Source organism: Alicyclobacillus cycloheptanicus, from assembly GCF_028751525.1.
GTDB lineage: Bacteria > Bacillota > Bacilli > Alicyclobacillales > Alicyclobacillaceae > Alicyclobacillus_L > Alicyclobacillus_L cycloheptanicus.
This window is the reverse complement of the sequence record NZ_CP067097.1, coordinates 1930203-1952057: the sequence shown is the minus strand read 5'-3', so window position 1 is coordinate 1952057 and position 21855 is coordinate 1930203. Positions and strand designations below refer to the sequence as shown.

Below are 21855 nucleotides of genomic sequence, written 5' to 3'. Positions count from 1 at the left end.
TTTTGCAGACGTGCTATAGTACCATGTGCCGCGGCGAGCGGTATGGACATCGGAATGTAGCTCAGGTGGTAGAGCGCACGGTTCGGGACCGTGAGGTCGCAGGTTCAAGTCCTGTCATTCCGACCACTTGACAGCTTCATCTTTGCAGGGCGGGCTGTTTCCCGCATCGAGCCACCCTTTCACGTGTGAAAGGGTGCTTATGGTTTTCACACGACATGCAAGGCACACCGGGAGGTTCACTGGATGAGAAAAACCAAGGCTGCCGCATGGTCCGTTGCAGGACTCGCTGCAATTTTGGCGGCGGGGATGACGACTGCCTGTGGCTCAACAGGTTCGACACCGAAGGATTCTCCTTCCACAACGGTCCATCAGACAGCCTCACCAGCGTCCAAGCCGAAACCGACGACCATCAACTTAGCCTCCCTCAAGAACCAGACCATCATCGCCGTCGGCGGGTCGGCTGCTTCCGGCTGGGGGGACTCGGTGAAACACTACGGGTACCTGGGACGCGGGATGAACGACCTGGAAAAGCAGTCGGGTGTCGACTTCACGTTTTCGAACCAATCTGTGGGCGGCTGGGGACCCGTGCAGATGCAGCAGCGCTTCCCCACGCTGTTAAAGCAATACAAGCCGAAAGTCGTGATCATCGCCTGGGGACTTCTGGACGACGAAGCCAAGCATACGCCGCTGCCAAAGCTGAAGGCGGTGATTCAACAGGAGATTTCCGAATCGCTGGCCGCTGGCGCGGATGTGTGGATCGTCACGCCGCCCACGACCGGATCGACCTACGGTGTGCACAGCAATGTCCAACAAGAATACGTGTCTACGGAAATTGCCGCTGGCCAAAGCTTTCACAGCTCCCGTGTCATCGTCTTTGATTTGCTGACCGTGATGAAAGCTTATCTGAAGTCGCACAACATCGACATCAAGTCCCTGGAATACGACAGCTGGCATCCAAACACAGCTGGTCACACCCTCGCGGGGCAGTTGATGGCGGACCTCATCCTTGAGGCAGGTCATGCGAAGACAGGAACACTCGTCAATCATCTCAGTTGACGCCCATTTTCCACGCGTGGTATAGTAAACTCTGTTGCCACTTCGGAATGTAGCTCAGGTGGTAGAGCGCACGGTTCGGGACCGTGAGGTCGCAGGTTCAAGTCCTGTCATTCCGACCAATCAAACAGGAGCGACACATCCAGCACGGACAGTCTGGATCACCAGAAAAACACGCAGCCGCCTGCCGGGCTGCGATTCAGATGGCCCGACACCTTCCCCTTCATATGGAAGGTTATTTTTTTCTCCCATAATGACAACAAGCATGACAGACCTGACACCCAGCGTTGACGGCCATGCCATTCAAGGAGACGGCCACGCCGATTCGTACATAGGATAAAACGAACCCATTTCAAAGTACTTCCATCTGTGGTATAAAAGTCAAAGGACAACACCACGGGACGCGCGAGTCAGCAGCACGGCCGCTTCCGTGCCACGTTGACCAAAAGGGGAGCCGGGCATGGACAAGCACCTGGAAGCATTGTTCAACACCTCTCGCGAATGGACGAAATACAAGAGAGGCTCCGAAGTTGCAAAAGCAGCAATTGAGTTTCTCCGCACACAGTTTCAAGTCGATGCCGGCTTCGTGAACTACGAACGGCACCCGCGTGCATCTGGAGCAGACTACCTGCGTGAACCGCTGCGCTGGTTTACGTCGTGGGGATACAGCACACCGGACGCCGAACTGCGCAAAGGAATCGCCGAGTCGATGCACTTCCAATCCCAGTTGAAACTTCGGCAGTGGTTCTCCGTGGACGAACTCCCGTCGGTTTGGTCCGAAATCAACCGCGTCAACGGGATTCGACAGGTGGGGATTTGGCTGCTGCACTTTGACGACGCCCCTGTCGGGGTGTTTGTCCTGGCGCGGAAGTCAGCCCATTTCGACGACAGCCAGGCCATCTCGTTTTGCATGGCGCACATCTCCATGGTGATCGAAATGGTCCTGCAGCGTCGGCTGGCGGAGGAACTGTCCGTGCGGGATCCGCTCACCGGGCTGATGAACCGGCGCGGGTTTTTGTGCGAATTCGATCACCTCGTCCAGTCGCAGCAAGACACCCCTTTGATGCTGTGCGTCCTGGACGTCGACCGGTTCAAACAAGTCAATGACGAATTCGGCCACCAGGCAGGCGATGAACTCCTTGCGAAGGTCGGCGACATCCTGCAGACGAATACCAAAGCCCGCGGCGGCATTTGCGCGCGCATTGGCGGAGACGAGTTTGTGCTGCTGGCGCATCTGGGCGCACGCGATGTGTACCGCGCCGCCAAAATTGTCATCGGCTGGTACCGCGAGGAAGGCATCCGGGTCAGTGTCGGCGCAGCCGCCTTCGGTCCGGACGGGCTCGACTTCGACGCCTGCTATCGAAAAGCGGACCAGCGGCTGTACCAGATGAAGGCGGGCGTCGCCCGGTAAAGCCATCCGCGCGCAGCCCACTTGCGCGTTGATTTGCGCGTTCATCCGTCTGTCAGCGCCCCGCCTCACGAATGGGCGTGCGGGTGCCCTTCCACCGCAGCACACAACTCCGAGTCCTCGTGCGGATGTTCGTCATCCTCCGTTTGGATGGTCACGTGTCCAATGCCCATGTGAATCAGCCGATGCTCCATCTCCCGCAGAATCTGCTGACTGTCCCGAATCGTCATGTCGCCGTCGAGCGTGATGTGGCAGGACAACGCGTTTTTGCCGCTGGTAATCGACCAAATGTGCACATCATGGAGGTCGTGCACGCCCGGAATGGCTTTGAGGGTCTCCACGACCTTGCCGAAATCCACATCCTTTGGCGTGCCTTCCATCAAAATCCCCGACGTCTGTTTGACAATCTGCCATGCACCGTACGAGATGAACAAAGCAATCAGCGCGCTGAGCGCCGGGTCGACCACCGACCACCCGGTCAGCACGATCACGATGCCGCCCACGATGACACCGGCCGAAGCCGCCGCATCCCCCAGCATGTGCAGCACCGCGCTTTTGATATTCAAGTCCGATTCGTGCCGCATGCCAAGTCCCAAGTACAGGTTGATACACAGCCCGATGCCTGCGCTGACAAACATCCACTTCGCCGCCACCGGCGCTGGGTGCAGGAAGCGATTGTAGGCTTCGTAGAGAATCCAAAGCGTGATGAACAACAGTGCAATGGCGTTCACCAGCGCCGCCAAAATGCCTGATCGATAATAACCAAAGGTCATCTGCCGGTTCGAAGGTTTCTCCGCCTGCCGCAGCGCAAACCAGGAGAGCCCAATCGCGGCCAAATCAGTCAGCACATGACCCGCGTCCGACAAGAGCGCCAGGCTGTGCGACAGCAGTCCGCCCCCGACTTCCACGAGGAGGATGAGCACCGTCAACCAAAAGGCGGTGCGCAGCCGTCCGGCGGGCGCATGGGTGTGAAACACACCGTGATCACCATGATGATGGTCGTGGTGGTGCGAATGGTTTGCAGGATTGTGTGTCTGGCCGTGTACGCTGCTCATGGCGTCCCCCTGCTGATTTCATGCTTTCTGCCATTATAGATCACGCCGTGAACGGAAGTGTACCTGCCGTCCGACCGGGACGCAGCAAGGCGTACAGCGGCGGCGTGCAAGACCGTCAAAATTTCGAAAGAAACAATGAATAGATATAGAAGACAACACGCTCGGTCAGTCCACACGCAGTCTATTCCCGAAGGGGGTCCCGTTGTGAAACAGCGAGCAGCAAGTTTTTGGGGGAAACTGGTCAGTGCGTCTCTTCTGGCAGTCCTGTGTATGGGTTTGGCCGATCCCGGTTTGCACGCGTCCACCACGCCGAGCAGTTCCACACCGAGTCGCTCTACGCCAAGTGGTTCCACGGCCGCTGCGGCATCGTCATCCACATCCGGTACGGCGGCTGCCACGGGCCCTTACGCGCCGCTCGACCGCCCCGGCCCGGCGTTGACGGTCCCTGTCAAGCAGCTTCAGTCCAGCCTGACCTGCACAGCCAACGTGCCGAACGCCCGGCAAAACCCGGTCCTCCTCGTCGCAGGCACCACGATGACCCCGGACGTCAATTTTTCCTGGAACTATGAACGCGCCTTCACGCAGCAGAGCATTCCCTGGTGTGCCGTCACCCTGCCGAACCACGAAATGTCCGATATCCAGACTGCGGGCGAGTACATCGTCTACGCCATTCGTCACATCTCCGCACTCTCCGGCCGCAAGGTGGACATCCTCGGCTACAGCCAGGGCGGCATGGCGCCGCGCTGGGCACTCCGGTTCTGGCCGGACACGCGCAAGGACGTCGATGACTTCGTCGCCATTGACCCGTCCAACCACGGGACCCTGGATGCCGACGCCGCCTGCACCGTCGGGTGCGCACCAGCCGTGTGGCAGCAGCAGACGGATTCACACTTTCTGCAAGCCCTGAACAGCGGTGCGGAGACGTTCGCAGGCATCTCCTACACGGTCATTTACAGCCGCGCGGATGAAGTGGTGTTCCCCAACCTCGACGCGGCCGGCAGTTCATCGCTTCACACCGGACAAGGCGCAATCCGCAACATCGCAGTGCAATCCATCTGCCCTGCCGACGTCTCCGATCACCTCGCGATGGGCAGCATTGACCCGGTGGCCTATGCGCTGGCCATGGACGCCTTCACGCACGCGGGCCCAGCCGACCCGTCCCGCATCTCACCGACCGTTTGCACGTCCCTGTATATGCCTGGCGTCGACCCGTCGACGTTCCTGCCCGAATACCTGAACTACCTGTCGACCGCAGGGACGGTCATGGCCACCTACCCGCACACACAGAGCGAACCGCCGCTGGGCGCGTATGTGTACGCGCAGCCTGTCCGATAAACCCGTTTGACATCTGGGAAAAGGGATGAGACATTGGGACTATCCGAAGAAAGGTACAAATCTTCAAACGGACCGTGAAATCCGTGTCTCATTTTGATTCGTGGAGTGACCTTGATGCAAACGAAGTCGGCAGCGACCCATCCGCAGCCAGCACTGGTGCTGGCGTCAGGATCGCCAAGGCGGTCGGAACTGCTTCGAACCCTCGGCCTGACGTTCACCGTCGTGCCAAGCCAGGCAGACGAATCCATCTCACACAACCAGCCCCCGGGCGCCATCGTGGAAGCGCTGGCGGAGCGCAAGGCGCGCACTGTGGTGCCGGCGCTCCAGGACCAGGCGGATGCGGCAAACCGCGTGCTGGTGATTGGCGCGGATACCATTGTGGTGGTCGACGGGGAGATTCTGGGTAAGCCGGCCGATCGCGATCATGCCGCGCACATGCTGCAGCGCCTGCAGGGTCGGACGCATGACGTCTACACGGGTCTGTGCATCGCCGCCCTTCCTGCCGGTACGTTCCAAACGGCGCACAGCCGCACGACGGTCACGATGCGGCCGCTGACACCTGTGCAAATCGACCGGTACATCGCAACCGGAGAGCCGATGGACAAGGCTGGCGCCTACGCCATTCAGGGCTTCGGCGCAACCTTGGTGCGTCAAATCGAAGGCGACTACTTTACGGTCGTTGGGCTGCCCCTTGCCCTGCTCTCCGACATGCTGGCAGCACACGATGTCCTTGTCTACTGACCCCCCGCCGCGTGGACGAGCCTCCGTACGCCGCCGGTCGCGGAAGTTGATCTGATCAATCCGCCCCATTTGTCGAATGATGCGCTCGGACCGATGGTCCGGGCGCGATTTGCGTATTCCGCCCACGAAAGATGTCCCTGCGCGCTGCGTATATATCACTAAACACAAGGGTGCCCGAACCCCATTTGCACTTCGAAAACGCGCGCATCCGGATGGGCGTCTGGGCAACTGGTCGACCGTACAGTCAACGCGATCGCAGCCTAATTCGCTTGGAGGCCGGCAATTTGGGGTCTTTGTCAAGCCCATGGTCATCAAAGGTCGAATATCCTGTGAAATATCTCTGAACTTGGCTGACAAAAAACAGGTGGTATTCACGAAGAATTTTAACAGGTACGAAAACGGAAGGGGGCATCGCCAAGATGAACTTGGTCGAACTGCTCTACACGAGCGTAACCAAATTCGACAATAAAGAAGCCATGCGCTACAAACAGAACGGACAGTGGCGGACCATCAGCTATCGGCAGCTGTGGGATTATATTACCCAGCTTGCAGCGGGCCTTTATGCAAGCGGTGTCAAATCGGGTGACAAGGTTGCCATTCTGTCGGAGAACTGCCCGGAATGGGTGATTACTGACTTTGCCGTCCTCAGCCTGGGTGCCGTCAGCGTGCCCATTTTTGCCACCCTCCCTGCCGACCAGGTTGGTTTTATCCTTCAGAATGCGGACGTGACGGTCGCAGTCGTGGAAAACACAGAACAATTGCAAAAAATACAGCAGGTATGGGCACAGCCACTCGAGCGTGTGATTCTCCTGAAAGATCGCGTCCGTTCCGGCGACGGCCGCATCAGCACCTTTTCCGACCTCCTGGCCATCGGCAGCGCGCCAACCAACACCGCACCGCCCATCGACGTCAACGCCGTTTCCGACGACCAGCTGGCGACCATCGTGCACACATCGGGCACCTCCGGGTTGCCGAAGGGTGTGATGCTCAGCCACCGCAACATCGTCAGCAACGTCCACGCGGCGCTCACGGTGCTGCCTGTGGAACCAGATGATGTCTCGCTGTCCTACCTCCCGCTGTCGCACATCTTTGAACGGACTGTTGAAGAATACGCTTTACTGTCCACTGGCGCGACCGTCGCATACGCCGAAGGCATCGACAACATTCAGGAGAACCTGAAGGAGATTCGGCCGACCATTCTGGTGTCCGTCCCCCGCCTCCTGGAGAAGGTGTATTCCGGCGTACGAGCCAAATTGGAAGACGCCCCGAAGCCCATCCGAGGTATGGTCACCAAGGCGATTCAAAGCCAGAAAAACGCAGGCCTCAGCTTCCTGGCAGCAGACAAACTGGTGTTCAAAAAGCTGCGCGAAGGGCTGGGCGGCCGCATCCGCGCGGTTGTCTCCGGCGGGGCTGGCTTGGCCGGCGAGATCGCCCACTTTTATATCAAAGCCGGCATCCCTGTCTACGAAGGGTACGGGATGACGGAGGCGGCCCCCGTCATCGCGGCGAACCCATTCGGCGCGAGCCGCCCCGGCACGGTCGGAAAACCCATTCCAGGGGTTGAGGTGAAACTGGCGGAAGACGGCGAGCTGCTGGTGCGCGGACCCAACGTCATGATGGGCTATTACAAACAACCCGAGGAAACCGCACGGACCCTCGCCGACGGCTGGCTGCACACCGGGGACATTGCGGAAATTCTGCCGGACGGGTACGTCCGGATTGTCGACCGGAAGAAAAACATTCTCGTGCTGGCTACAGGGAAGAACGTCGCACCCTTCCCTATCGAGAACGCCATCGCGCTCTCCCCCTACATCTCCGAAGCGATTCTCGTCGGCGATGGCCTGAAGTACGTCTCCGCGCTCATCGTGCCGGACTTCGAAGCGCTGCAGCCGATGGCGGGCGAACTCGGGCTGTCCGGCGACCCGTCGACGTGGACCGCGAATCCGAACCTGCGGCGTCTGATGCAGCAGGAAGTCGCGAAGGCGGTCGGCAAGTTCGCGGAGTTTGAGCAGCCGAAGCGCATCGCACTGATTCCCAACCCCCTGACCATCGAAGGCGGTGACATCACGCCCTCGCTGAAGGTCCGCATGAAAGTCATCCGTGAAAAGTACGGCCATTTGATTGAAGCGATGTATGCAGGTACCGATTACATTCCGGTCTCGAGCAGCGAGCCGATGCCAGCGGAGACGACGCGCCCAACGTCTCCCGCCCCCGTGGCTGCCGAAGCGCCTGAGGACAGCGGTCACGACGACACCGGCGGCGCACACCCGGGCGGCAGTACCATCCCGCCGGGCGCCATCGTGCCCGGCGCGTTCGACAACACGCAGCCGCCGCAGAACGCCGCAGCGGCGAGCGACACAGAGCGTGCCCAGTCCTATGCAACAGAAACGGCAGAAACAGCTGTCACGCCCGCCAAGAAACGCCGGAAAGCCAAACTGCTGATTGGCGCGGTGGTTTTGCTCATCGTCGTGGCCGGCATCACCACGGCCGCTTCGGAAGGCAGGCTGCAGCTCAACCCGCGTGTCGCCAAGGACGCCAACCTCAACGGACAAATCGCGGCCATCGGCGATAAAAACAACCAGATTAGTTCTGTCAATCATCAGATCGTCCAGAACCTGCAGCAGATGAACAACCTCGCGGGCATCACAGGGCAGCTTGGCACGAATCTGAAGGGCCTAAAGGCAAACGCACAGCAGCAGGGCGTGTTGTTGGGTCAACTGCAGAATCTCAGCGGCAAGCAGGTCAATCTGAGCCAGCAGCTGCGCGGCTTGTCCGGGACACTGACCGGAGACTTGTCGAAAATCGATGCGAACGCGGAGACGGAAAATCAATCGATTCAGCAAATGTCTCAATCCGCCGGCCAACTGTCCACCCTCGCCGCAGCGCTCGTGCAGTCCAACCAGAACTCCGCGACCAAACTGGCAAAGGCCAAGTCGGACGCTGACCAGGTCGCTTCCGAAATGCCTTAGAGAGGAGTCGACGGTATGTCCAAAATCGGGCACTACATCGCAATGATTGTGACCATCGGGATCTTGGCGGACCTGATGACGACGACCTTCGAACTCGCGCGCGTTGACAAGGGTCTGAACACGAGCCTGCGAACGACGGCCCAGCTGGTGTCCATCGAGCAGGCCGTGAACCAGAAGAACGCCGCGCTTGCCGGGGTGCTCAGGACGACGAAGCAAATGAGCAGCCAAATCGCGACGCTGGAACAAGCGGCAGCGGCCACGCGCCGCAACATTGTCAGCATTGACCAACTCAACGCGGACACGCTGAAGCTGAATACCGAGCAGCAAGCCATCAGTACCAACAGCGCACAAGCGTTGGGCAAGGTCATTGGCGGCCTGACCAGCCTCGAGAAAGCCACAGCGTCACTCGGTCAGTCGGTCTCGGCCCTCGATAAAGTGATTCAGCAGGACCGCGCCAACTTGGACGCCTTGAAGGCCGACACCGACACGATGAATAGAAAGACACCGGGGGTGTAAGACATGAAGGAAGGAAAAGTGGCGAGAATCGCTGTGCCGCAAGTCATCACCGTGCTGTGCTTGATGGCCATGGGCGTCAACGCATTCATCCAATTAGGTCTGCAGCGGGACATGGCGGCCAAGAGCCAGCAGCTGCACGCGACCGTCGCCAAGGCGGCGGCGCTCACGGGGCAGACCAACAACGGCCTGACCGGCCTGAAGCCCTTGTCGCAGGCGACACAGCAGATGAATGACTCGCTGACGCAGATTCAATCGCTCAGCGCACAGATGAATCAAGGTCTGGCGGCGTTGAACACGACCGTCGCGAGCATTGGCAGCACCGTCAAGAACATCGACGGGTCCGTGGGCGAGTCCACCCAGGAACTCACCACGCTGCACAAGGTGAGCAGTGACTTATCCGGCATCATGGGGAACCTCAAGCAGACGAACGGCGACGTGATTGGCAACCTGAACGGCATGATTGCCGATGAACAAGCCATCAACCAGGACCTCGAACAAATGGATGCCAAGACGAAGATGGTCCCCTGAGCACGCGGAATCGGTTGGAACTCAAGCCAGTGGAGGAGGAAGCACTATGACCCCGGTCGTGCAAACAGGGCAACATCGCCACAAAAGCCTGCGTGTCGTCGGCGGCGTGGTGATTTTGGCAGCCATTGTTGCCGCCGTATCTGCGGTGCCGAAATCAACATGGTCAGGCTTGGCAAAGGGGAACATCTTCGCATTGGTGGGCTCTTTGAACGGGACCGTCGGCCAAATGCTGCAACACACGCATGCCCTGGACACGCAAGTCCAAGAAGCACAAAGCCAGCTTGGTCAACTCGAGCAAGAGGAGGCCATCGTCCAGAAGCAGGCTGCGACAGGCGAACAGCTCAAACAGACGCTGCAAACGCAAAGACAGCTGACGGAAAACGGGGTGAACCTGATGCAGCAAATCCTGACGGAAGAAACGCAGCTCAGCCATACCACCGGACAAGTAGCCGACCAGACAGGCCAGCTGACAGGCGTCGTGGCGGCCAATGCGAACCAGCTGCGAGGTTTGCTCGGCGCGCTCCAAACCAGCAACCAGGAATCCAACGAACTCGGCAATCAGCTCGACAGCATGCTCGCACAGTTGAACGATTCCGTGCAGGAATTTAAACTCTTCGGTCAGGTCGACAACCTGTTGTCCAGCCTGCTGGGGAAGCAAACCACCGGAACCCTCACGGGTGGACTGTCAAGCGTGTTAGGCGGGTTGACCAACGCCGGAGGCGGCGGCAAATCGACGTCGTCCAAGTCGGGATCGGCCAGTGGTTCGAGCTCGGCCGGGTCCAGTTCGAAGGCTTCGAATTCGACCCCGTCGTCTGGTTCGGGTTCGTCGTCGAACAGCAACCCGCTGCAGGACCTCCTGAAGAATCTGCTGTAATGCTCGGCGGCACGCATCCTTGGTACGCGCATCCTGTGTAAAGGAGGAGACGGCGGATGAAATTTCTCAAGGTGCTGCTCACCGTCCTCGGGCTCGCGGGGCTTTGCACGACGTTGTACAGCCTCGCCCAGCAGACGAAAGTGCAGCAGCAAATGAACCATACGATGGCCGCGATCGACCAGTCGATTGTCACGACAACCGGGCTCACGAAACAGACGTCCCAGGAGCTGACCCCGCTCACCAGCACCACCACGGCGCTCGCCAACATCGAAGAAGCGGAGGAGCAGACGGTTCGGGACTTGGTGTCGATGAACAACCACTTGCAAACGATTGCCCAGAGCGAGCAGTCGATTGTAGACACGGTGGCCAGCTTGAACCAGGAGACAAAGGGCGCCAGTACCCAGTTGACGGCGCTCAACTCCATCAACGAGGGCATCCTTGGCGTGACAACGACATCGGCGGGCCAGGCGCAAACCGAAGCGCGTCAAGTCGGGCAGCTGAACTCGTTGACGAGCACGGCGATTCGAGAAATCTCCACTGTCAATGGCCGGCTGGCCATTTTGAAAGCTTTACCGTAACGTTTGGAGGCGGCGTACATGTTTACAATCGTACTCTTGATCTCGTTTGCCATGATGGCCTATGGGATTGTGCGCGCGGTATATGCGGATGTTCGTCACAAGCCGGGCGCACGGGTCCATATCCTGTGGATTCCGGGCGGTGCCTTCCTGTTCGCCATTGGCATCGCCGCATTGACGTGGCTGTGAGCGGCGCAAAGCTGCGGCGGCGAGCAGAACCCAGCGCTTGCAGGGGTGCGGCGCATGACTAAGCATCGCGCCTGTGACTCATACTACGGCTGAGTCTGAAGGTATGGGAAGGAGCGATTTGCGTTGCCACTCTCGTCCGATCACGAAATTGCCAATCTACTCGCAGATACGCATACCATCGCGGTCATCGGCGTGCCCGACCGGCCCGGTACCGCCCCGTACGAGGTTGCTTCGTACCAGCAATCGCAGGGATACCGCTTGTTCCCCATCAACGACCAGGAAAAGACCGTCCTCGGCTTCCAGGCGAAAGCATCCCTGTCGGACATCCGCGAGCCGATTGACGTGGTAGATGTGTTCGCCAGCCCGGAAGATGTCCCTGCCATCGCTGACGCCGCGATTCAAGCGCGTGCCAAAGCACTGTGGCTGCAACCTGGCGCGCATCACCCAGAAGCCGTGCGGAAAGCAGAAGCGGCCGGCCTGACGGTAGTCACCGACAAATGCTTTATGAAGGAGCACCGCCGGCTGTTGTCTGACCTGCCCATGTAACCGTCCGCTCCCGCTTCACGGACGACATCCATCCCACCAGCCCTGTGTCTTGTATCCACCACACCGGTTCCGCTGCCGCTCGTCAAGGCGTGGAGCCGGTTTGGTCCGCCCCCAATGCCACGGCCTAGCCGCACACATTTCGTACCCTGTCACGTCCTTTCGTGCACCATCGCGATGCACCATACTTCATGCCCGGTTTCCTCACACGCCTCGGAATTCACCGAATGTTAATCTATGATGGCGTCTGTGGTTTTGTTTGTCTTGCTGACGAGGGTACAATGTTGGTATTGTCGGATAGAACTGCCGCCGAACATCGCCTGCGTCCCCTGTCGCGGGACAGGCCATGCGTTGGAAAAGGAGTCGACGGTCTATGTGGGTTCAAATTTTGCCTGATATCGATGAAGCCTGTATTTTTCTAAGCGCGGTGATTATGGCTGTCGGCTGGTACTTCATCCGCCGCGGCCGCGTGGAAGTCCACAAACGCCTGATGTTGACCGGAAGTGTGCTGGCTGTCCTGTTCTTCCTTCTGTACGTTGCCCGTACGATATTCATCGGAGACGCCACGTTTGACGGGCCGCAAAACTGGCACGCAGCGTACTATACCTTCCTGCAGGCGCACTCCATACTCGCAACGGTCGCGGCGGTGCTCGGCATCATCACCCTGACCTTTGCCTTTCGGCGCAACTTTCGCAGGCACCGGAAAATTGGTCCTTGGACGGTCGTCATCTGGTTTGTCACGGCAGCGACCGGCACCATGGTGTACCTGCTTCTCTATGTGATTTACCCCTCCGGAAATACGACGAGCCTCCTGCACGCATGGCTGGGCCATTAGGTTCGCGCTCGCTCCAGCCGTGATCGACATAGGTGTCCGCCCAAGGCCCTGCGCCGCCTTGGGCTCGAACCGCGCGTCTGCCCGTGGAATTATGAATTCTCGTACGGTTGTGTCCTCGACGGCAGGGAAACGGCGATGTTTGCCGAATCTGTAATCGTTCACGAGAATTTGCCTTTGATTCCATATGACGGAGCGAGTCCCATTGAGCCGATTCACAGCCGTTCTCCGCAATCGTAATTTCGGATTCCTTTTCGCAGGACAAACGGTTGCTGCGTTCGGAAACAGTATGTACACGCTTGCAATGCTTTGGACCATGCAGACGGAAACGCGGCATCAATCCAATTCAGCCCTGCTGATGGCCGTCTTATTGATGGCCGCGCTGCTCCCCAATATCCTGCTCGCCCCCATTGCCGGGGTGTTGGTTGACCGCTGGCCGAAACGCCTCACCATGTTGGTGACAGACTATGTGCGGTTCGCGCTGCTGGGTTTGCTGACACTGCTCTCCACGCACCACTGGACCTTGCCGTGGGTGCTGATTGCATTTAATCTGCTCCTGTCCGCCGCTGGCACGGTCTTTCGGCCAGCGACCGTGGTTCTGCAGAAGGAGATTGTCTCCAACGACTTGCTGCTTGAGGCAAACTCCGTGCAAAACATCGGCCAGAAGACAACCGAAATCCTGGGCCCTGCGGTCGGCGGCGTGTTGATTGGCCTGTTCGGCACGACGACCGTCTTCTCCATCAACGCCGGCACCTTTCTGGTGTCTGCACTGTCGCTGACCATCCTGCGCGCGGCTGAGCCGCCGCGCATCCGCGGTTCGTTGAAGCCGCAAGCCCTGTACGGGGACATTCAGGCCGGCATGCGGGTGTATCTGTCCATCCCGTATGCCAAGGCTTTGACGCCGTTTCTCCTGATGTACAACTTCCCGATTGCCGCGATCGAATTTCTCATCGTCAAGTTTGTGGCGAATGCGCTGCACGATGCCTCCAACCACGGGGCGTTCATCGTCGGCGTCTTCAACACCTGCCTGGCTGCGGGCGAACTCACCGGCGGGTTTTTCGTCTCACGCGTGTCCCGGTTGTGGCCCCGGGAGCGGCTGCCCATCATCTGCATGTCGATTACCGCGCTGTGTGTCGTCGCGATCGGGTTTCTTCGCCAGCCGGTGGTCATTGCGGCGCTCTTCTTTGTCTCTGGCTTTTTCATGATTATCACGAACACCGCGTATTTCACCGGCATTCAGCAGGATACGCCCAGCGCTGCGCTGGGGCGGATGTACGCGCTGCTCATCGCCCTGTTTCAAGGCGTCATTCCCCTGTCCCAGCTTGTGTTTGGCGCCGCAGCCGCCGTCCTGCCGGTCGGCAGCCTGCTGTCCACGGCCGGTGGACTCGCCTTTCTCGGCGCATGTTCGGCTTGGATGCACCCGGACATCCGGCGTCCCCCAGCCCAGACACCCTCTGCCCTGGAAGAGAGCATGTCCTAATTTCGTTCTCCCGTTCGGACAACCACTAAATCTGTCATGTGGTGAATAGGATGGTGATGCAGGAGTTCTCTGGAGAGGCGGAGATGTCCGATGCGCTTTGTCCGCGTACTCGTTTGTACGATTGCATCCGCATGGCTCATCGCAGGCTGCGGCAGTGCCCATCCCCTGGCGTCCCCGCCTGCCTCCGCCGCCACCGCCAACGCAGCCGCGCCGCCGAACCACCCCACCGCGGCGACCTCTGCGCCAGCCGCGTCAAAACCAAAGCCCAAGCCGCCGGCTGATCCTACCCTCTCGCTCGGCACGACGTCGCCTGCCGTGCTTCGCTTGCAGCAACTGCTCGCCGTCACGCACTACCTCCCGCTCCGCTGGCAGCCCGCAGACGCAGCCTCGGCCCCGGCGCCAAACAGCCTCGCGGCCCTCGCCCGTCCCCCGGCGGGCCATTGGACCTGGGCCTATCCCGACGTGCCCTCCGGCCTGCGGTCGTTTTGGGATCCCGGCACCTACACGGTCCTCACCGAAGGCGCGGTAATGGCCTTCGAACACGACCATGGGCTGGCCGTGGACGGCATCGCGGGTCCGCACGTCTGGCGCGCCTTGCTGCAGGCCGCTGCCCGGCACCAGGTCGACACCGCTGGCTACAGCTACGTTTCCATCCGGGAATCCAGTCCAGAGATGTTATCCCTGTGGTCAAACGGAAAAATCGTCCTGACGTCCGAAACCAACACCGGAATCGCGGCCAGTCCGACGGCCATCGGCACTTGGCCCGTGTACGCACGGTTTGTGTCACAGGACATGAAAGGGACAGACCCAAACGGCCAGCCCTACAATGACCCGAACGTACCGTATGTGAATTACTTTCATGGAGGGGATGCCATCCACGGGTTTGTGCGGGCCAGCTACGGGTACCCGCAGAGTCTGGGGTGCGCGGAACTGCCTGTGCCAGCGGCAGCCAAAGCCTGGCACTACATTCAGTACGGCACGCTCGTCACGGTCGAAACGTAGCGTTCCAACCGGCTGCGCCCACCAGGCGAATCGGCTCCGCAAAAATCTGCTTGGCCTCGGCACTGGAAATCATCCCGTCATCGACCATGTTGTCCAGCACAATTTGCTGCCGTTCGCGGGCCAATTGCATGGAGTGATACGGGTCATACACACTTGGCGCATTCGGAATGCCCGCCAGCATCGTCAGTTCACCTTCGTTCAACTGTGCCGGGGAACGGCCAAAGTATCGCTCCGCGGCGCTGTTCAACCCATACGCTCCGTTGCCAAAATAAACATCATTGGCATACAGCGCAAAGACCTCGGGCTTGCTCATCGTGTCGTACAGACCGATGGCGTAGAAGGCTTGCAGGAGCTTTCGCTTGAGGGTCTTTTGCTGACCGAGCATGGCGTCATCCACCAACTGCTGCGTAATCGTCGACCCACCTTCGACATACCCGTCCCGCTGCACATCCACGACGATGGACCGGACAATCCCAATGGGGTCAATCCCTGGGTCCGAGTAGAAACGACGGTCCTCAGTCGCAATGACTGCGTCGCGGAACGTAACAGGGATTTGGTCGTACGACAAAAACGTCTCGTGGCGCGCTGCTGCGCGCGTCATGATGATGTCACGGACCCGTTCGTCGATTCGGTTGACCTTGTGAAAATAGACATCCATCGCACCGAACAGAATCACACACAGGACAGCAATTATGCCGGCGAATGAGATGAACCACTTGAGAAGTCGAAACATGCTGGCACCTGCTTTCCAGACATAGCAAATCGGCCGCTGCCGGCGGCCGATCTCGAACAAAGCTGCTCAATCCGAGATGGGCGGGTTCGGGTTCACATCCCACGTCGCGTCTGTGCGCTGGAAATTCGTCCCTACTTCCACGTAGCCGTTGTTGATTCGGTATGTATACAGGTCGAGCGGCCGCGGCGCGGGCGATGTCGGTGAATTGACACCGTATATATTGTACATACTTCCGTGGCACGGACAATGAAACCAGTACTTCCCACCACCGTACTGCGGGGCCACAGACTTGTTGTTCTGCTCCGAACCATCCACGTGGCAGCCCAGGTGCGTGCACACGTGCGACATGATCATCAGCTTCTTCTGGTAGATGATCACATACACGTCGTTCGGCTGGTTGGACGAATTCCACGCGTCGTCAATGTGCTGCTGAAACGTCACGTGCGTCGGCAGCTTTTCGTTGAAATCGGTCACCTTCCAGTTCGTCTTGGAATAGCCGCTGCCCGCAGCGGCGCGGTGTAACGGATCAAATGCACTGACCACCAGTGGCGCGGCAATCAGCGTACCCATAAAGGCACCGGTGCCGCCCAGCGCGTAAGTCAAAAACTGCCGCCTCGTCAACCCTTTCTGTTCGACATCAATGGGCGTCGGATCGTGTTCGAAGGGCGCTTGGTTTTGATCCGCCATCGTGATACCTCCTTCTGCTCCCCGTTCATACTGTCCCTGCTCAGAAAACAGAATAGAATACCAAGAAATTCATGATTGCGAATGCGCGGGTCCGTCATTCAGATTTGTCTCTGAATTTTATAGTATCATGGAATGCCCCCGCAGAATGCAAGGGATTTCACAAACAAATGTGGAAATTCACCGAAAGACCGCTCAAGTCCCTCAAGACACCGGATCGGACAACCTGCGCATGGGATGCTATGATAATACTGAAAACACAACGAGGTGACGACCCATGGCAGAACAGAAACTGGAGTTGCACATCACGCTGTACCCCATGCCCGACGGCATGTACCTGGCGACCTGCGCAGAAATCCCTCCGTGCCAGATTCTGCGTCAAAACAAGGAACACGCGTTTACCGACGCGCGCAAGTTTATCAAGCAGTTTCTGGAGGAGCGCGAACGCGAAGGGCGCCCGTTCACGCTGCCCGAAATCCGCACTGTCCAGTTCTAGTGAGGTGGAGATGGTGGCGATGCAGGAACCGACGGTAGAACGCTTCGAACAGGTGATGGCAGCCCTGCTGCGGGATTACGCGGTGCATGACATCCTCCATCCGGCCGCACGGCTGATTTTCATCCTGGAGTCTCCGCATGTCCAGGAACTGAAGTACGGGGCGCCCGTATCCGGTCCGTCGGGGGCGACCATGACCAGGCACCTGTTCGGAGACGATTACGCGAAATTCCCGCTGGGCCGGCTGGTCAAGAAAAACGTGGACGACCAGGTCAATCGTCCACGGCTGAGCCGGATCGGTCTGATGAATGTCTGTAACGTGCCGCTGCAAAGCGCGGCGTACCCGGACCCTGCCGTGCGGCAGGCCTACGCAGACTGGCTGCGCGCCATGGGGACGCTTCGCACCAGCAACCAGCAGGACGTGTATCGCGACGACGCCGTCAATGCCGTCCAGGCGTTCCTCGCGGCATCCTTGCGCAGCAAGCTGCTGGCTTTAACAAATCGCGACTGCGTATTCGTCCCCTGCGGCCGGTTTGCACAAAAGTTTTATCGCCTGGCGGCCGTTCACCGTCCAAACTGGACGGTGATTCACGGCGTGCCGCACCCGTCGTACAACGCGTGGGATCGCGCCGTCTACGCCCCGGTCATCCAGCGCGTTCAAGCGGCATTGGCCGACGTCTCGCGGGAGCCGCTGCCGAGCTGAGACCCACGAGGGGTCAACGAACGGGCAGGTCGAGCGCCTGCCAAGCGCGAAGTTCCAGGGTGCGAGCGCCGGCCTTCACCACGGGGTCGGCGTTGGCCAGTTCGCTGGCCTGCGCTTCGCTGTCGCACTCATAGACCACCATGCCGCCTTTGCCATCTGTGAACGGGCCCGCCATCACAACCTTGCCCTGCTCGTACAAGTCGCTGATGTACTTCAGGTGGTCTGGCCGCACGCGCTGATTCAGTTCCGGGTCGACAATGGTCAACAAGGCTACATATTTCATCGTTTCTCTGGTCTCCTTTGGCGAACGCACGTCTGGCGCTGCGTCAGCGTTTGCATACCCAAAGCATACCAAACCCCGCCGTCGTCGACGAGGGGGGTACGGCCAAGGCGGCCCTTGGTGGTATACTAACGGCATGATTTACACGGACGGCATCCACCTCATTTCATCCGAAAGTCTGGAAGAACTCCACGACTTCGCCTTGCGGCGCGCGGGCTTAAAGCCTTCCTGGCTGCACAATTCACCACGCCACCCGCACTACGACCTGCTGACCGATTGGGCACGCGAACGAGCCCTGGCCGCGGGCGCGGTTCGAACGTCTTCGCGTGAGCTCGTCTTGATTCTCCGCGAAGCCCCGTATTTGCAGAACCGCTTGCCGCGCCGCCGGAAATAGGCCCTGCGGCCGGAAGCGGTTCAGACAGCATTTCAGCCCGTCAAACCGTATCGGTCTCGTCCACCAGCGAAACCTTCACTTGCCCGCGCCGCTGCGGCGCCGCCAGCCAGTACAGGATGGTGGAAATCGCCAGGGCAATCAGGACGCCCAGCGCGATCTGCCCGACCGTTGCAGGTTTCGTCTTCAGGCCGCTCGGCAGAAACGAGAAGACGAACGACGGTACGATCCACAAAAGCCCGATGATGACACAAATCCAGGCGCCGACCATGCCGCCCGGAATTTGGTACGGGCGCTTGATGTTCGGATACCGGTAGCGGAAGATGAGCAGTGCCGGAAACATGAACAGGTACGGCGCGGTTCCCGCAAGTACGGCCATGTACAGGAGGATTTGGTAGGCGGCGCCCAGGCTGCCCTGCAGGAACAACTGCATCGTCAGAAACAGCGTGGATACGCACGCCCCGACAATGGCCACCGTGTCCGGTGTGCCAAACCGCTTGTGGTAGTGTCCCAGAAAACGCGGAATGTTCCCGTCGTATCCGCTCGCCGCGAACGCGCGGTCAACCCCCAGCAGCCAGGTTGTCCCGCTGGCCAGCAGTCCGATGATGATGAGGACCGCAAACACGCCGGTCAGCGGCGAGTTCGGCAGAATGGTGTGGAAGGCGTCGTACAGGCCGCTGACATTCGACATCTGCTTCAAGGGAATCACGAGCAGCAGCCCGAGGACCCCCAGAATGTACGCGCAAGCAGACAAAATCGCGGACCACAGGATGGCGACGGGCACGTCCCGTTTCGGGTTCACCATCTCCTGAGCCGCATTGGACTGTAACTCAAAGCCCTGCCACTGGTACATGAGAACAGGCAAGTAGGACACGGCCACCGCCTTGGTTGGCAGGAATTGCGAGAAGGCAAAGGAGTTTGCTGCATGTCCAGCCGTGATGGTCATGCCGATGGCGAGCGCCCCCACGCATACCAGCAGCAGCACCTTGATGATCGCGCCGATGTTCGGCAGCCACTTGCCGACGTTCAGATAGGTAATCTCCAGCAGCGCCACCATCCAGATGAGCAGCAGCGCGATGATCCACTCGGTCAGGGTGGACCACTTGACCCCTGCGAGCCCCTCCATCACACTGACAGCCTCCACCGCGAGGCTGGCCATCCAGATGGGATTGCTAATCCAGTACATAAACGTGAGCAGGCTGGCGACGTAAGGATGGTAGGCTTCCTTAATCCAGACATACAAACCGCCGTTTTTCACGTAGGTGGAACCCATTTCCGCCGCGATCAGCGCATATGGGATGGCGAAGAAAACGCAAGAAAAGATGACCCAGAAAATCGTTTGAACACCGTTCACGGATGATTGCGCAATCGTATCGATCCCGATGATCCCCGAGGTCGCAAACAAAATGAGGTCGCGCGGTCGAAGCACCTTTTTCAGCCGGCTTCGCTGCTCCAGCGCGTATTCCGTGGTCCGCTCCACTGCCTCCACAGGCGTTCCTCCCACGGACGGTTCATTGTCATTGCGATTCGACACGGCCCCCAGCCTCCTTGACGCTTCCTACTACAACGCATAAATATACAGCAATCAGCAAGAAACTCAATAGAGAAATGGTGCGCAATCGATCACCCGAACAGGAATGCGAGGCCGTTGTCCCAGGTTTCGCCGAGGATGCAAAAGCACCGGCAGCAAGCGTTACGAAATCTGCGCCGCTTGCATCGGCTCGTTGACCCGCTTGGGTTTCGACGTCCGTCGTCCTCGCCAAGCCTTCCACCCATTCGCCGCCAGCAGGCCAATCAGGAGATAGGTGAGACCGCCGAACAGGAGGTACACCCCCGTTCCAATCACCGCTGCAATCACGCCGAACCACACCTGGTCGCCGTATTTGGCAGGCGACGTGGGTGGATCCGTCAACATGAAGAACGCCATGAACAAAGCACAACTGATGAGCGGTGTACGCAGCGCATCCCCTGGAGAATACGCGGCATGTCCCCACTGCAGGTACCCTGTGATGGTGAGCAGGACAAAATAGGTGCCCAAAAAACTGAGTACCTGCGGAAACTTGTTGACGCGATGAACGACGAGGTACCCCGCTGCCAGCAGCAACACGACACACCACACAGGCAGGTCCGCCAGGTCTCCCCACCAGCTCTGGCCAACGGAAAAGGCGAACGTGGCAACCAGCAGCCCAACCGCCGCAGGGTTGAAAATCGGCTTGCGTCCGGATTTCAGGACGTGCTTGGACAAAACCGCGACGGCAGTTGTCAGAACGACGACGGATACATGCGCCGACGGACTGAGAATCAATCCGACGATGATGCCTGTCACCGCGCCGCCATCCGACAGCCACCGCTGGTGTCTCCGCACGACGCTGACCACCAGGTCCACGACCAGCGCTGTCGCGAGGGCAGCACCGACATGAATCACTCCCGGCCGGTCAGGCTTGTACACCGCCCCAATCACCATGAGCGCGAGCAGTGTGGCCAGTACGTATCCTTTCGGCGTGCTGAGAAATCTGCGCACCCGTCCCTGAGGCGGGTGGTTCAACGGTCGATGGTGTTTTCCCACACGTACCCCTCCACTCCCGGCGTCATATGCACCGCCAATTGATTCGTAATCGCGACCGCTTCCAAGTCGACGGACGCGAGCAGCGCACGTCCTTGTTCCCAGCCAAGCACAAAGCCAGCCGTAGAAAACGCATCCGCCATCATGGCAAACGAGCCAATTGCCGTGAGACTGACAAGTTCTTTTGGAGACTGGTGCGCAACGGGGTCCAGAATGTGGTGCGTACCCGCATGCACCGGGCTGATGCGTTCATAGCTGCCGGAAGTGCAAACGGCTGCATCCGTGAGCCGCAGCGTCAGGATGGACTCCTCCCGATGGACTGGGTGCCGAATTCCAACCCGCCAGGGCTCATCGCGCGCGTTGGTACCCGCAACGTACAAGTCACCTCCCGCGTCGATGGTGAACCCCTGAAAGGCGTACGACCGAAGAACTTGTGCGGCGAGATCAACCCCCAGCCCTTTGGCAACCGCGCCTATATCCAGCACCATGGGCTTGGTGAGGCAAACGGTTCGTGCTTCTTCATCGACCCTCACGTCCCGGTAACTGACCTGCTCCCCTTCACCTAGTTCTGTGTTCACGCGTTCGGCCGTCAGATAATGTTGGTTGAATCCGGCCAATTCCATCGCGCGGCCGACGGTCGGGTCAAAGTGCCCTTGCGTCAGCGCGGCGACTTCGACGGCGAAGCGGACGGCCTCAAACAGAATGTCACTGACCGCGACCGGCTGCCCGACGACGCGGCACAACTGTGCAAGTTCACTGGTCCGGTCGAACCGGCTGCAACAGGATTCGACCTGCCGGATGACCTGAAAGGCGTGCATCAGCGCTTCTTCCGCAGTCGCCTGGGTCCGCCCCACGACGGATAGATGGACCTGCGTTCCCATACAAAGCTCCGACCTGCGCCAGGTCGT

Annotated in this window: 24 protein-coding genes and 2 tRNA genes; 19 read left to right on the top strand and 7 right to left on the bottom strand. The window is 59.4% G+C overall.

Annotation, left to right across the window (positions count from 1 at the left end; genetic code table 11):
* The first annotated feature begins 50 nt into the window (after positions 1-50).
* The 4 genes from JI721_RS09055 (at position 51) to JI721_RS09040 (ending at position 2464) form a co-directional block, all read left to right on the top strand.
* Positions 51-126, top strand: a tRNA-Pro gene (locus tag JI721_RS09055).
* A gap of 117 nt (positions 127-243) precedes the next feature.
* Positions 244-1056 (top strand): SGNH/GDSL hydrolase family protein, encoded by an 813-nt coding sequence (locus JI721_RS09050; protein WP_274454558.1) that lies wholly within the window; start codon positions 244-246, stop codon positions 1054-1056.
* Positions 1057-1099: 43 nt separating this feature from the next.
* Positions 1100-1175 (top strand) — tRNA-Pro (locus JI721_RS09045).
* A gap of 338 nt (positions 1176-1513) precedes the next feature.
* Positions 1514-2464 carry a GGDEF domain-containing protein gene (locus JI721_RS09040; RefSeq protein ID WP_274454557.1) on the top strand — a complete coding sequence of 317 codons (951 nt, stop codon included), beginning with the start codon at positions 1514-1516 and terminating at the stop codon, positions 2462-2464.
* A 65-nt stretch (positions 2465-2529) separates the two neighbouring features.
* Here JI721_RS09040 and JI721_RS09035 read toward each other — a convergent pair whose 3' ends face one another.
* Complete coding sequence (locus JI721_RS09035) at positions 2530-3516, bottom strand: cation diffusion facilitator family transporter (RefSeq protein WP_274454556.1); 987 nt, start codon at positions 3514-3516, stop codon at positions 2530-2532.
* A gap of 204 nt (positions 3517-3720) precedes the next feature.
* Between JI721_RS09035 and JI721_RS09030 the strand changes: the two genes are divergently transcribed.
* From JI721_RS09030 to JI721_RS08975, 12 genes are all read left to right on the top strand, one after another.
* On the top strand, positions 3721-4851 hold the full coding sequence (locus JI721_RS09030) for an esterase/lipase family protein (RefSeq protein WP_274454555.1): 1131 nt from the start codon (positions 3721-3723) through the stop codon (positions 4849-4851).
* Positions 4852-4965: 114 nt separating this feature from the next.
* Positions 4966-5592 carry a Maf family protein gene (locus JI721_RS09025; protein ID WP_274454554.1) on the top strand — a complete coding sequence of 209 codons (627 nt, stop codon included), beginning with the start codon at positions 4966-4968 and terminating at the stop codon, positions 5590-5592.
* A gap of 419 nt (positions 5593-6011) precedes the next feature.
* Positions 6012-8561: an AMP-binding protein gene (locus JI721_RS09020; RefSeq protein WP_274454553.1), complete on the top strand. Its 2550-nt coding sequence runs from the start codon at positions 6012-6014 to the stop codon at positions 8559-8561.
* A gap of 15 nt (positions 8562-8576) precedes the next feature.
* A complete protein-coding gene (locus JI721_RS09015; protein WP_274454552.1) occupies positions 8577-9077 on the top strand; it encodes a hypothetical protein in 501 nt (166 codons plus the stop codon).
* A gap of 3 nt (positions 9078-9080) precedes the next feature.
* Positions 9081-9605: a hypothetical protein gene (locus tag JI721_RS09010; RefSeq protein WP_274454551.1), complete on the top strand. Its 525-nt coding sequence runs from the start codon at positions 9081-9083 to the stop codon at positions 9603-9605.
* Positions 9606-9651: 46 nt separating this feature from the next.
* The gene (locus JI721_RS09005) at positions 9652-10479 is read left to right on the top strand and encodes a hypothetical protein (RefSeq protein WP_274454550.1); all 828 of its coding nucleotides are present in this window, start codon (positions 9652-9654) and stop codon (positions 10477-10479) included.
* 56 nt (positions 10480-10535) lie between these two features.
* Positions 10536-11057 (top strand): hypothetical protein, encoded by a 522-nt coding sequence (locus JI721_RS09000; protein ID WP_274454549.1) that lies wholly within the window; start codon positions 10536-10538, stop codon positions 11055-11057.
* 18 nt (positions 11058-11075) lie between these two features.
* Positions 11076-11243, top strand: a complete 168-nt coding sequence (locus JI721_RS08995; protein WP_274454548.1) for a hypothetical protein — start codon at positions 11076-11078, stop codon at positions 11241-11243.
* 123 nt (positions 11244-11366) lie between these two features.
* Entirely contained in the window at positions 11367-11789 is a 423-nt protein-coding gene (locus JI721_RS08990) for a CoA-binding protein (protein ID WP_274454547.1), read from the top strand.
* Between the two features lie 370 nt (positions 11790-12159).
* Positions 12160-12621, top strand: a complete 462-nt coding sequence (locus tag JI721_RS08985) for a DUF420 domain-containing protein (RefSeq protein WP_274454546.1) — start codon at positions 12160-12162, stop codon at positions 12619-12621.
* A gap of 184 nt (positions 12622-12805) precedes the next feature.
* Positions 12806-14098: an MFS transporter gene (locus JI721_RS08980; protein ID WP_274454545.1), complete on the top strand. Its 1293-nt coding sequence runs from the start codon at positions 12806-12808 to the stop codon at positions 14096-14098.
* A 90-nt stretch (positions 14099-14188) separates the two neighbouring features.
* Positions 14189-15100, top strand: a complete 912-nt coding sequence (locus tag JI721_RS08975; RefSeq protein WP_274454544.1) for a L,D-transpeptidase family protein — start codon at positions 14189-14191, stop codon at positions 15098-15100.
* On the opposite strand, the gene JI721_RS08970 is transcribed toward JI721_RS08975, so the two are convergent.
* The gene (locus JI721_RS08970) at positions 15084-15833 is read right to left on the bottom strand and encodes a transglycosylase domain-containing protein (RefSeq protein ID WP_274454543.1); all 750 of its coding nucleotides are present in this window, start codon (positions 15831-15833) and stop codon (positions 15084-15086) included. The genes JI721_RS08975 and JI721_RS08970 overlap by 17 nt on opposite strands.
* 66 nt (positions 15834-15899) lie before the next feature.
* On the bottom strand, positions 15900-16520 hold the full coding sequence (locus tag JI721_RS08965; protein ID WP_274454541.1) for a Rieske (2Fe-2S) protein: 621 nt from the start codon (positions 16518-16520) through the stop codon (positions 15900-15902).
* Positions 16521-16794: 274 nt separating this feature from the next.
* On the opposite strand from JI721_RS08965, the gene JI721_RS08960 reads away from it, so the two are divergent.
* Positions 16795-17013: a type II toxin-antitoxin system HicB family antitoxin gene (locus JI721_RS08960; protein ID WP_274454540.1), complete on the top strand. Its 219-nt coding sequence runs from the start codon at positions 16795-16797 to the stop codon at positions 17011-17013.
* A 19-nt stretch (positions 17014-17032) separates the two neighbouring features.
* The gene (locus JI721_RS08955; RefSeq protein ID WP_274454539.1) at positions 17033-17713 is read left to right on the top strand and encodes a uracil-DNA glycosylase family protein; all 681 of its coding nucleotides are present in this window, start codon (positions 17033-17035) and stop codon (positions 17711-17713) included.
* Between the two features lie 13 nt (positions 17714-17726).
* On the opposite strand, the gene JI721_RS08950 is transcribed toward JI721_RS08955, so the two are convergent.
* Positions 17727-17996 carry a YciI family protein gene (locus JI721_RS08950; protein ID WP_274454538.1) on the bottom strand — a complete coding sequence of 90 codons (270 nt, stop codon included), beginning with the start codon at positions 17994-17996 and terminating at the stop codon, positions 17727-17729.
* Positions 17997-18129: 133 nt separating this feature from the next.
* Here JI721_RS08950 and JI721_RS08945 point away from each other — a divergent pair, with 133 nt between their 5' ends.
* On the top strand, positions 18130-18387 hold the full coding sequence (locus tag JI721_RS08945) for a DUF4031 domain-containing protein (protein WP_274454536.1): 258 nt from the start codon (positions 18130-18132) through the stop codon (positions 18385-18387).
* Positions 18388-18427: 40 nt separating this feature from the next.
* Here the strand turns inward: JI721_RS08945 and JI721_RS08940 are convergent, their stop codons facing one another.
* The 3 genes from JI721_RS08940 to JI721_RS08930 form a co-directional block, all read right to left on the bottom strand.
* Positions 18428-19918, bottom strand: a complete 1491-nt coding sequence (locus tag JI721_RS08940; protein WP_274454535.1) for an APC family permease — start codon at positions 19916-19918, stop codon at positions 18428-18430.
* Between the two features lie 159 nt (positions 19919-20077).
* Positions 20078-20950 (bottom strand): RnfABCDGE type electron transport complex subunit D, encoded by an 873-nt coding sequence (locus JI721_RS08935; protein ID WP_274454533.1) that lies wholly within the window; start codon positions 20948-20950, stop codon positions 20078-20080.
* The gene (locus JI721_RS08930; RefSeq protein WP_274454532.1) at positions 20926-21828 is read right to left on the bottom strand and encodes an FAD:protein FMN transferase; all 903 of its coding nucleotides are present in this window, start codon (positions 21826-21828) and stop codon (positions 20926-20928) included. Before JI721_RS08930 ends, JI721_RS08935 begins: the two co-directional genes overlap by 25 nt.
* Positions 21829-21855 lie beyond the last annotated feature (27 nt).

What these genes read in the sequence shown, in the direction of transcription:
- JI721_RS09025 (WP_274454554.1), top strand. Translation starts at nt 4,966, where the DNA reads ATGCAAACGAAGTCGGCAGCGACCCATCCGCAGCCAGCACTGGTGCTG.
- JI721_RS08945 (WP_274454536.1), top strand. Translation starts at nt 18,130, where the DNA reads ATGATTTACACGGACGGCATCCACCTCATTTCATCCGAAAGTCTGGAA.
- JI721_RS08995 (WP_274454548.1), top strand. Translation starts at nt 11,076, where the DNA reads ATGTTTACAATCGTACTCTTGATCTCGTTTGCCATGATGGCCTATGGG.
- JI721_RS08950 (WP_274454538.1), bottom strand. Translation starts at nt 17,996, where the DNA reads ATGAAATATGTAGCCTTGTTGACCATTGTCGACCCGGAACTGAATCAG.
- JI721_RS08930 (WP_274454532.1), bottom strand. Translation starts at nt 21,828, where the DNA reads ATGGGAACGCAGGTCCATCTATCCGTCGTGGGGCGGACCCAGGCGACT.
- JI721_RS09015 (WP_274454552.1), top strand. Translation starts at nt 8,577, where the DNA reads ATGTCCAAAATCGGGCACTACATCGCAATGATTGTGACCATCGGGATC.
- JI721_RS08965 (WP_274454541.1), bottom strand. Translation starts at nt 16,520, where the DNA reads ATGGCGGATCAAAACCAAGCGCCCTTCGAACACGATCCGACGCCCATT.
- JI721_RS09035 (WP_274454556.1), bottom strand. Translation starts at nt 3,516, where the DNA reads ATGAGCAGCGTACACGGCCAGACACACAATCCTGCAAACCATTCGCAC.
- JI721_RS09040 (WP_274454557.1), top strand. Translation starts at nt 1,514, where the DNA reads ATGGACAAGCACCTGGAAGCATTGTTCAACACCTCTCGCGAATGGACG.
- JI721_RS09010 (WP_274454551.1), top strand. Translation starts at nt 9,081, where the DNA reads ATGAAGGAAGGAAAAGTGGCGAGAATCGCTGTGCCGCAAGTCATCACC.
- JI721_RS09050 (WP_274454558.1), top strand. Translation starts at nt 244, where the DNA reads ATGAGAAAAACCAAGGCTGCCGCATGGTCCGTTGCAGGACTCGCTGCA.
- JI721_RS08955 (WP_274454539.1), top strand. Translation starts at nt 17,033, where the DNA reads ATGCAGGAACCGACGGTAGAACGCTTCGAACAGGTGATGGCAGCCCTG.
- JI721_RS08960 (WP_274454540.1), top strand. Translation starts at nt 16,795, where the DNA reads ATGGCAGAACAGAAACTGGAGTTGCACATCACGCTGTACCCCATGCCC.
- JI721_RS08980 (WP_274454545.1), top strand. Translation starts at nt 12,806, where the DNA reads ATGACGGAGCGAGTCCCATTGAGCCGATTCACAGCCGTTCTCCGCAAT.
- JI721_RS08985 (WP_274454546.1), top strand. Translation starts at nt 12,160, where the DNA reads ATGTGGGTTCAAATTTTGCCTGATATCGATGAAGCCTGTATTTTTCTA.
- JI721_RS08970 (WP_274454543.1), bottom strand. Translation starts at nt 15,833, where the DNA reads ATGTTTCGACTTCTCAAGTGGTTCATCTCATTCGCCGGCATAATTGCT.
- JI721_RS09020 (WP_274454553.1), top strand. Translation starts at nt 6,012, where the DNA reads ATGAACTTGGTCGAACTGCTCTACACGAGCGTAACCAAATTCGACAAT.
- JI721_RS08975 (WP_274454544.1), top strand. Translation starts at nt 14,189, where the DNA reads ATGCGCTTTGTCCGCGTACTCGTTTGTACGATTGCATCCGCATGGCTC.
- JI721_RS09000 (WP_274454549.1), top strand. Translation starts at nt 10,536, where the DNA reads ATGAAATTTCTCAAGGTGCTGCTCACCGTCCTCGGGCTCGCGGGGCTT.
- JI721_RS09005 (WP_274454550.1), top strand. Translation starts at nt 9,652, where the DNA reads ATGACCCCGGTCGTGCAAACAGGGCAACATCGCCACAAAAGCCTGCGT.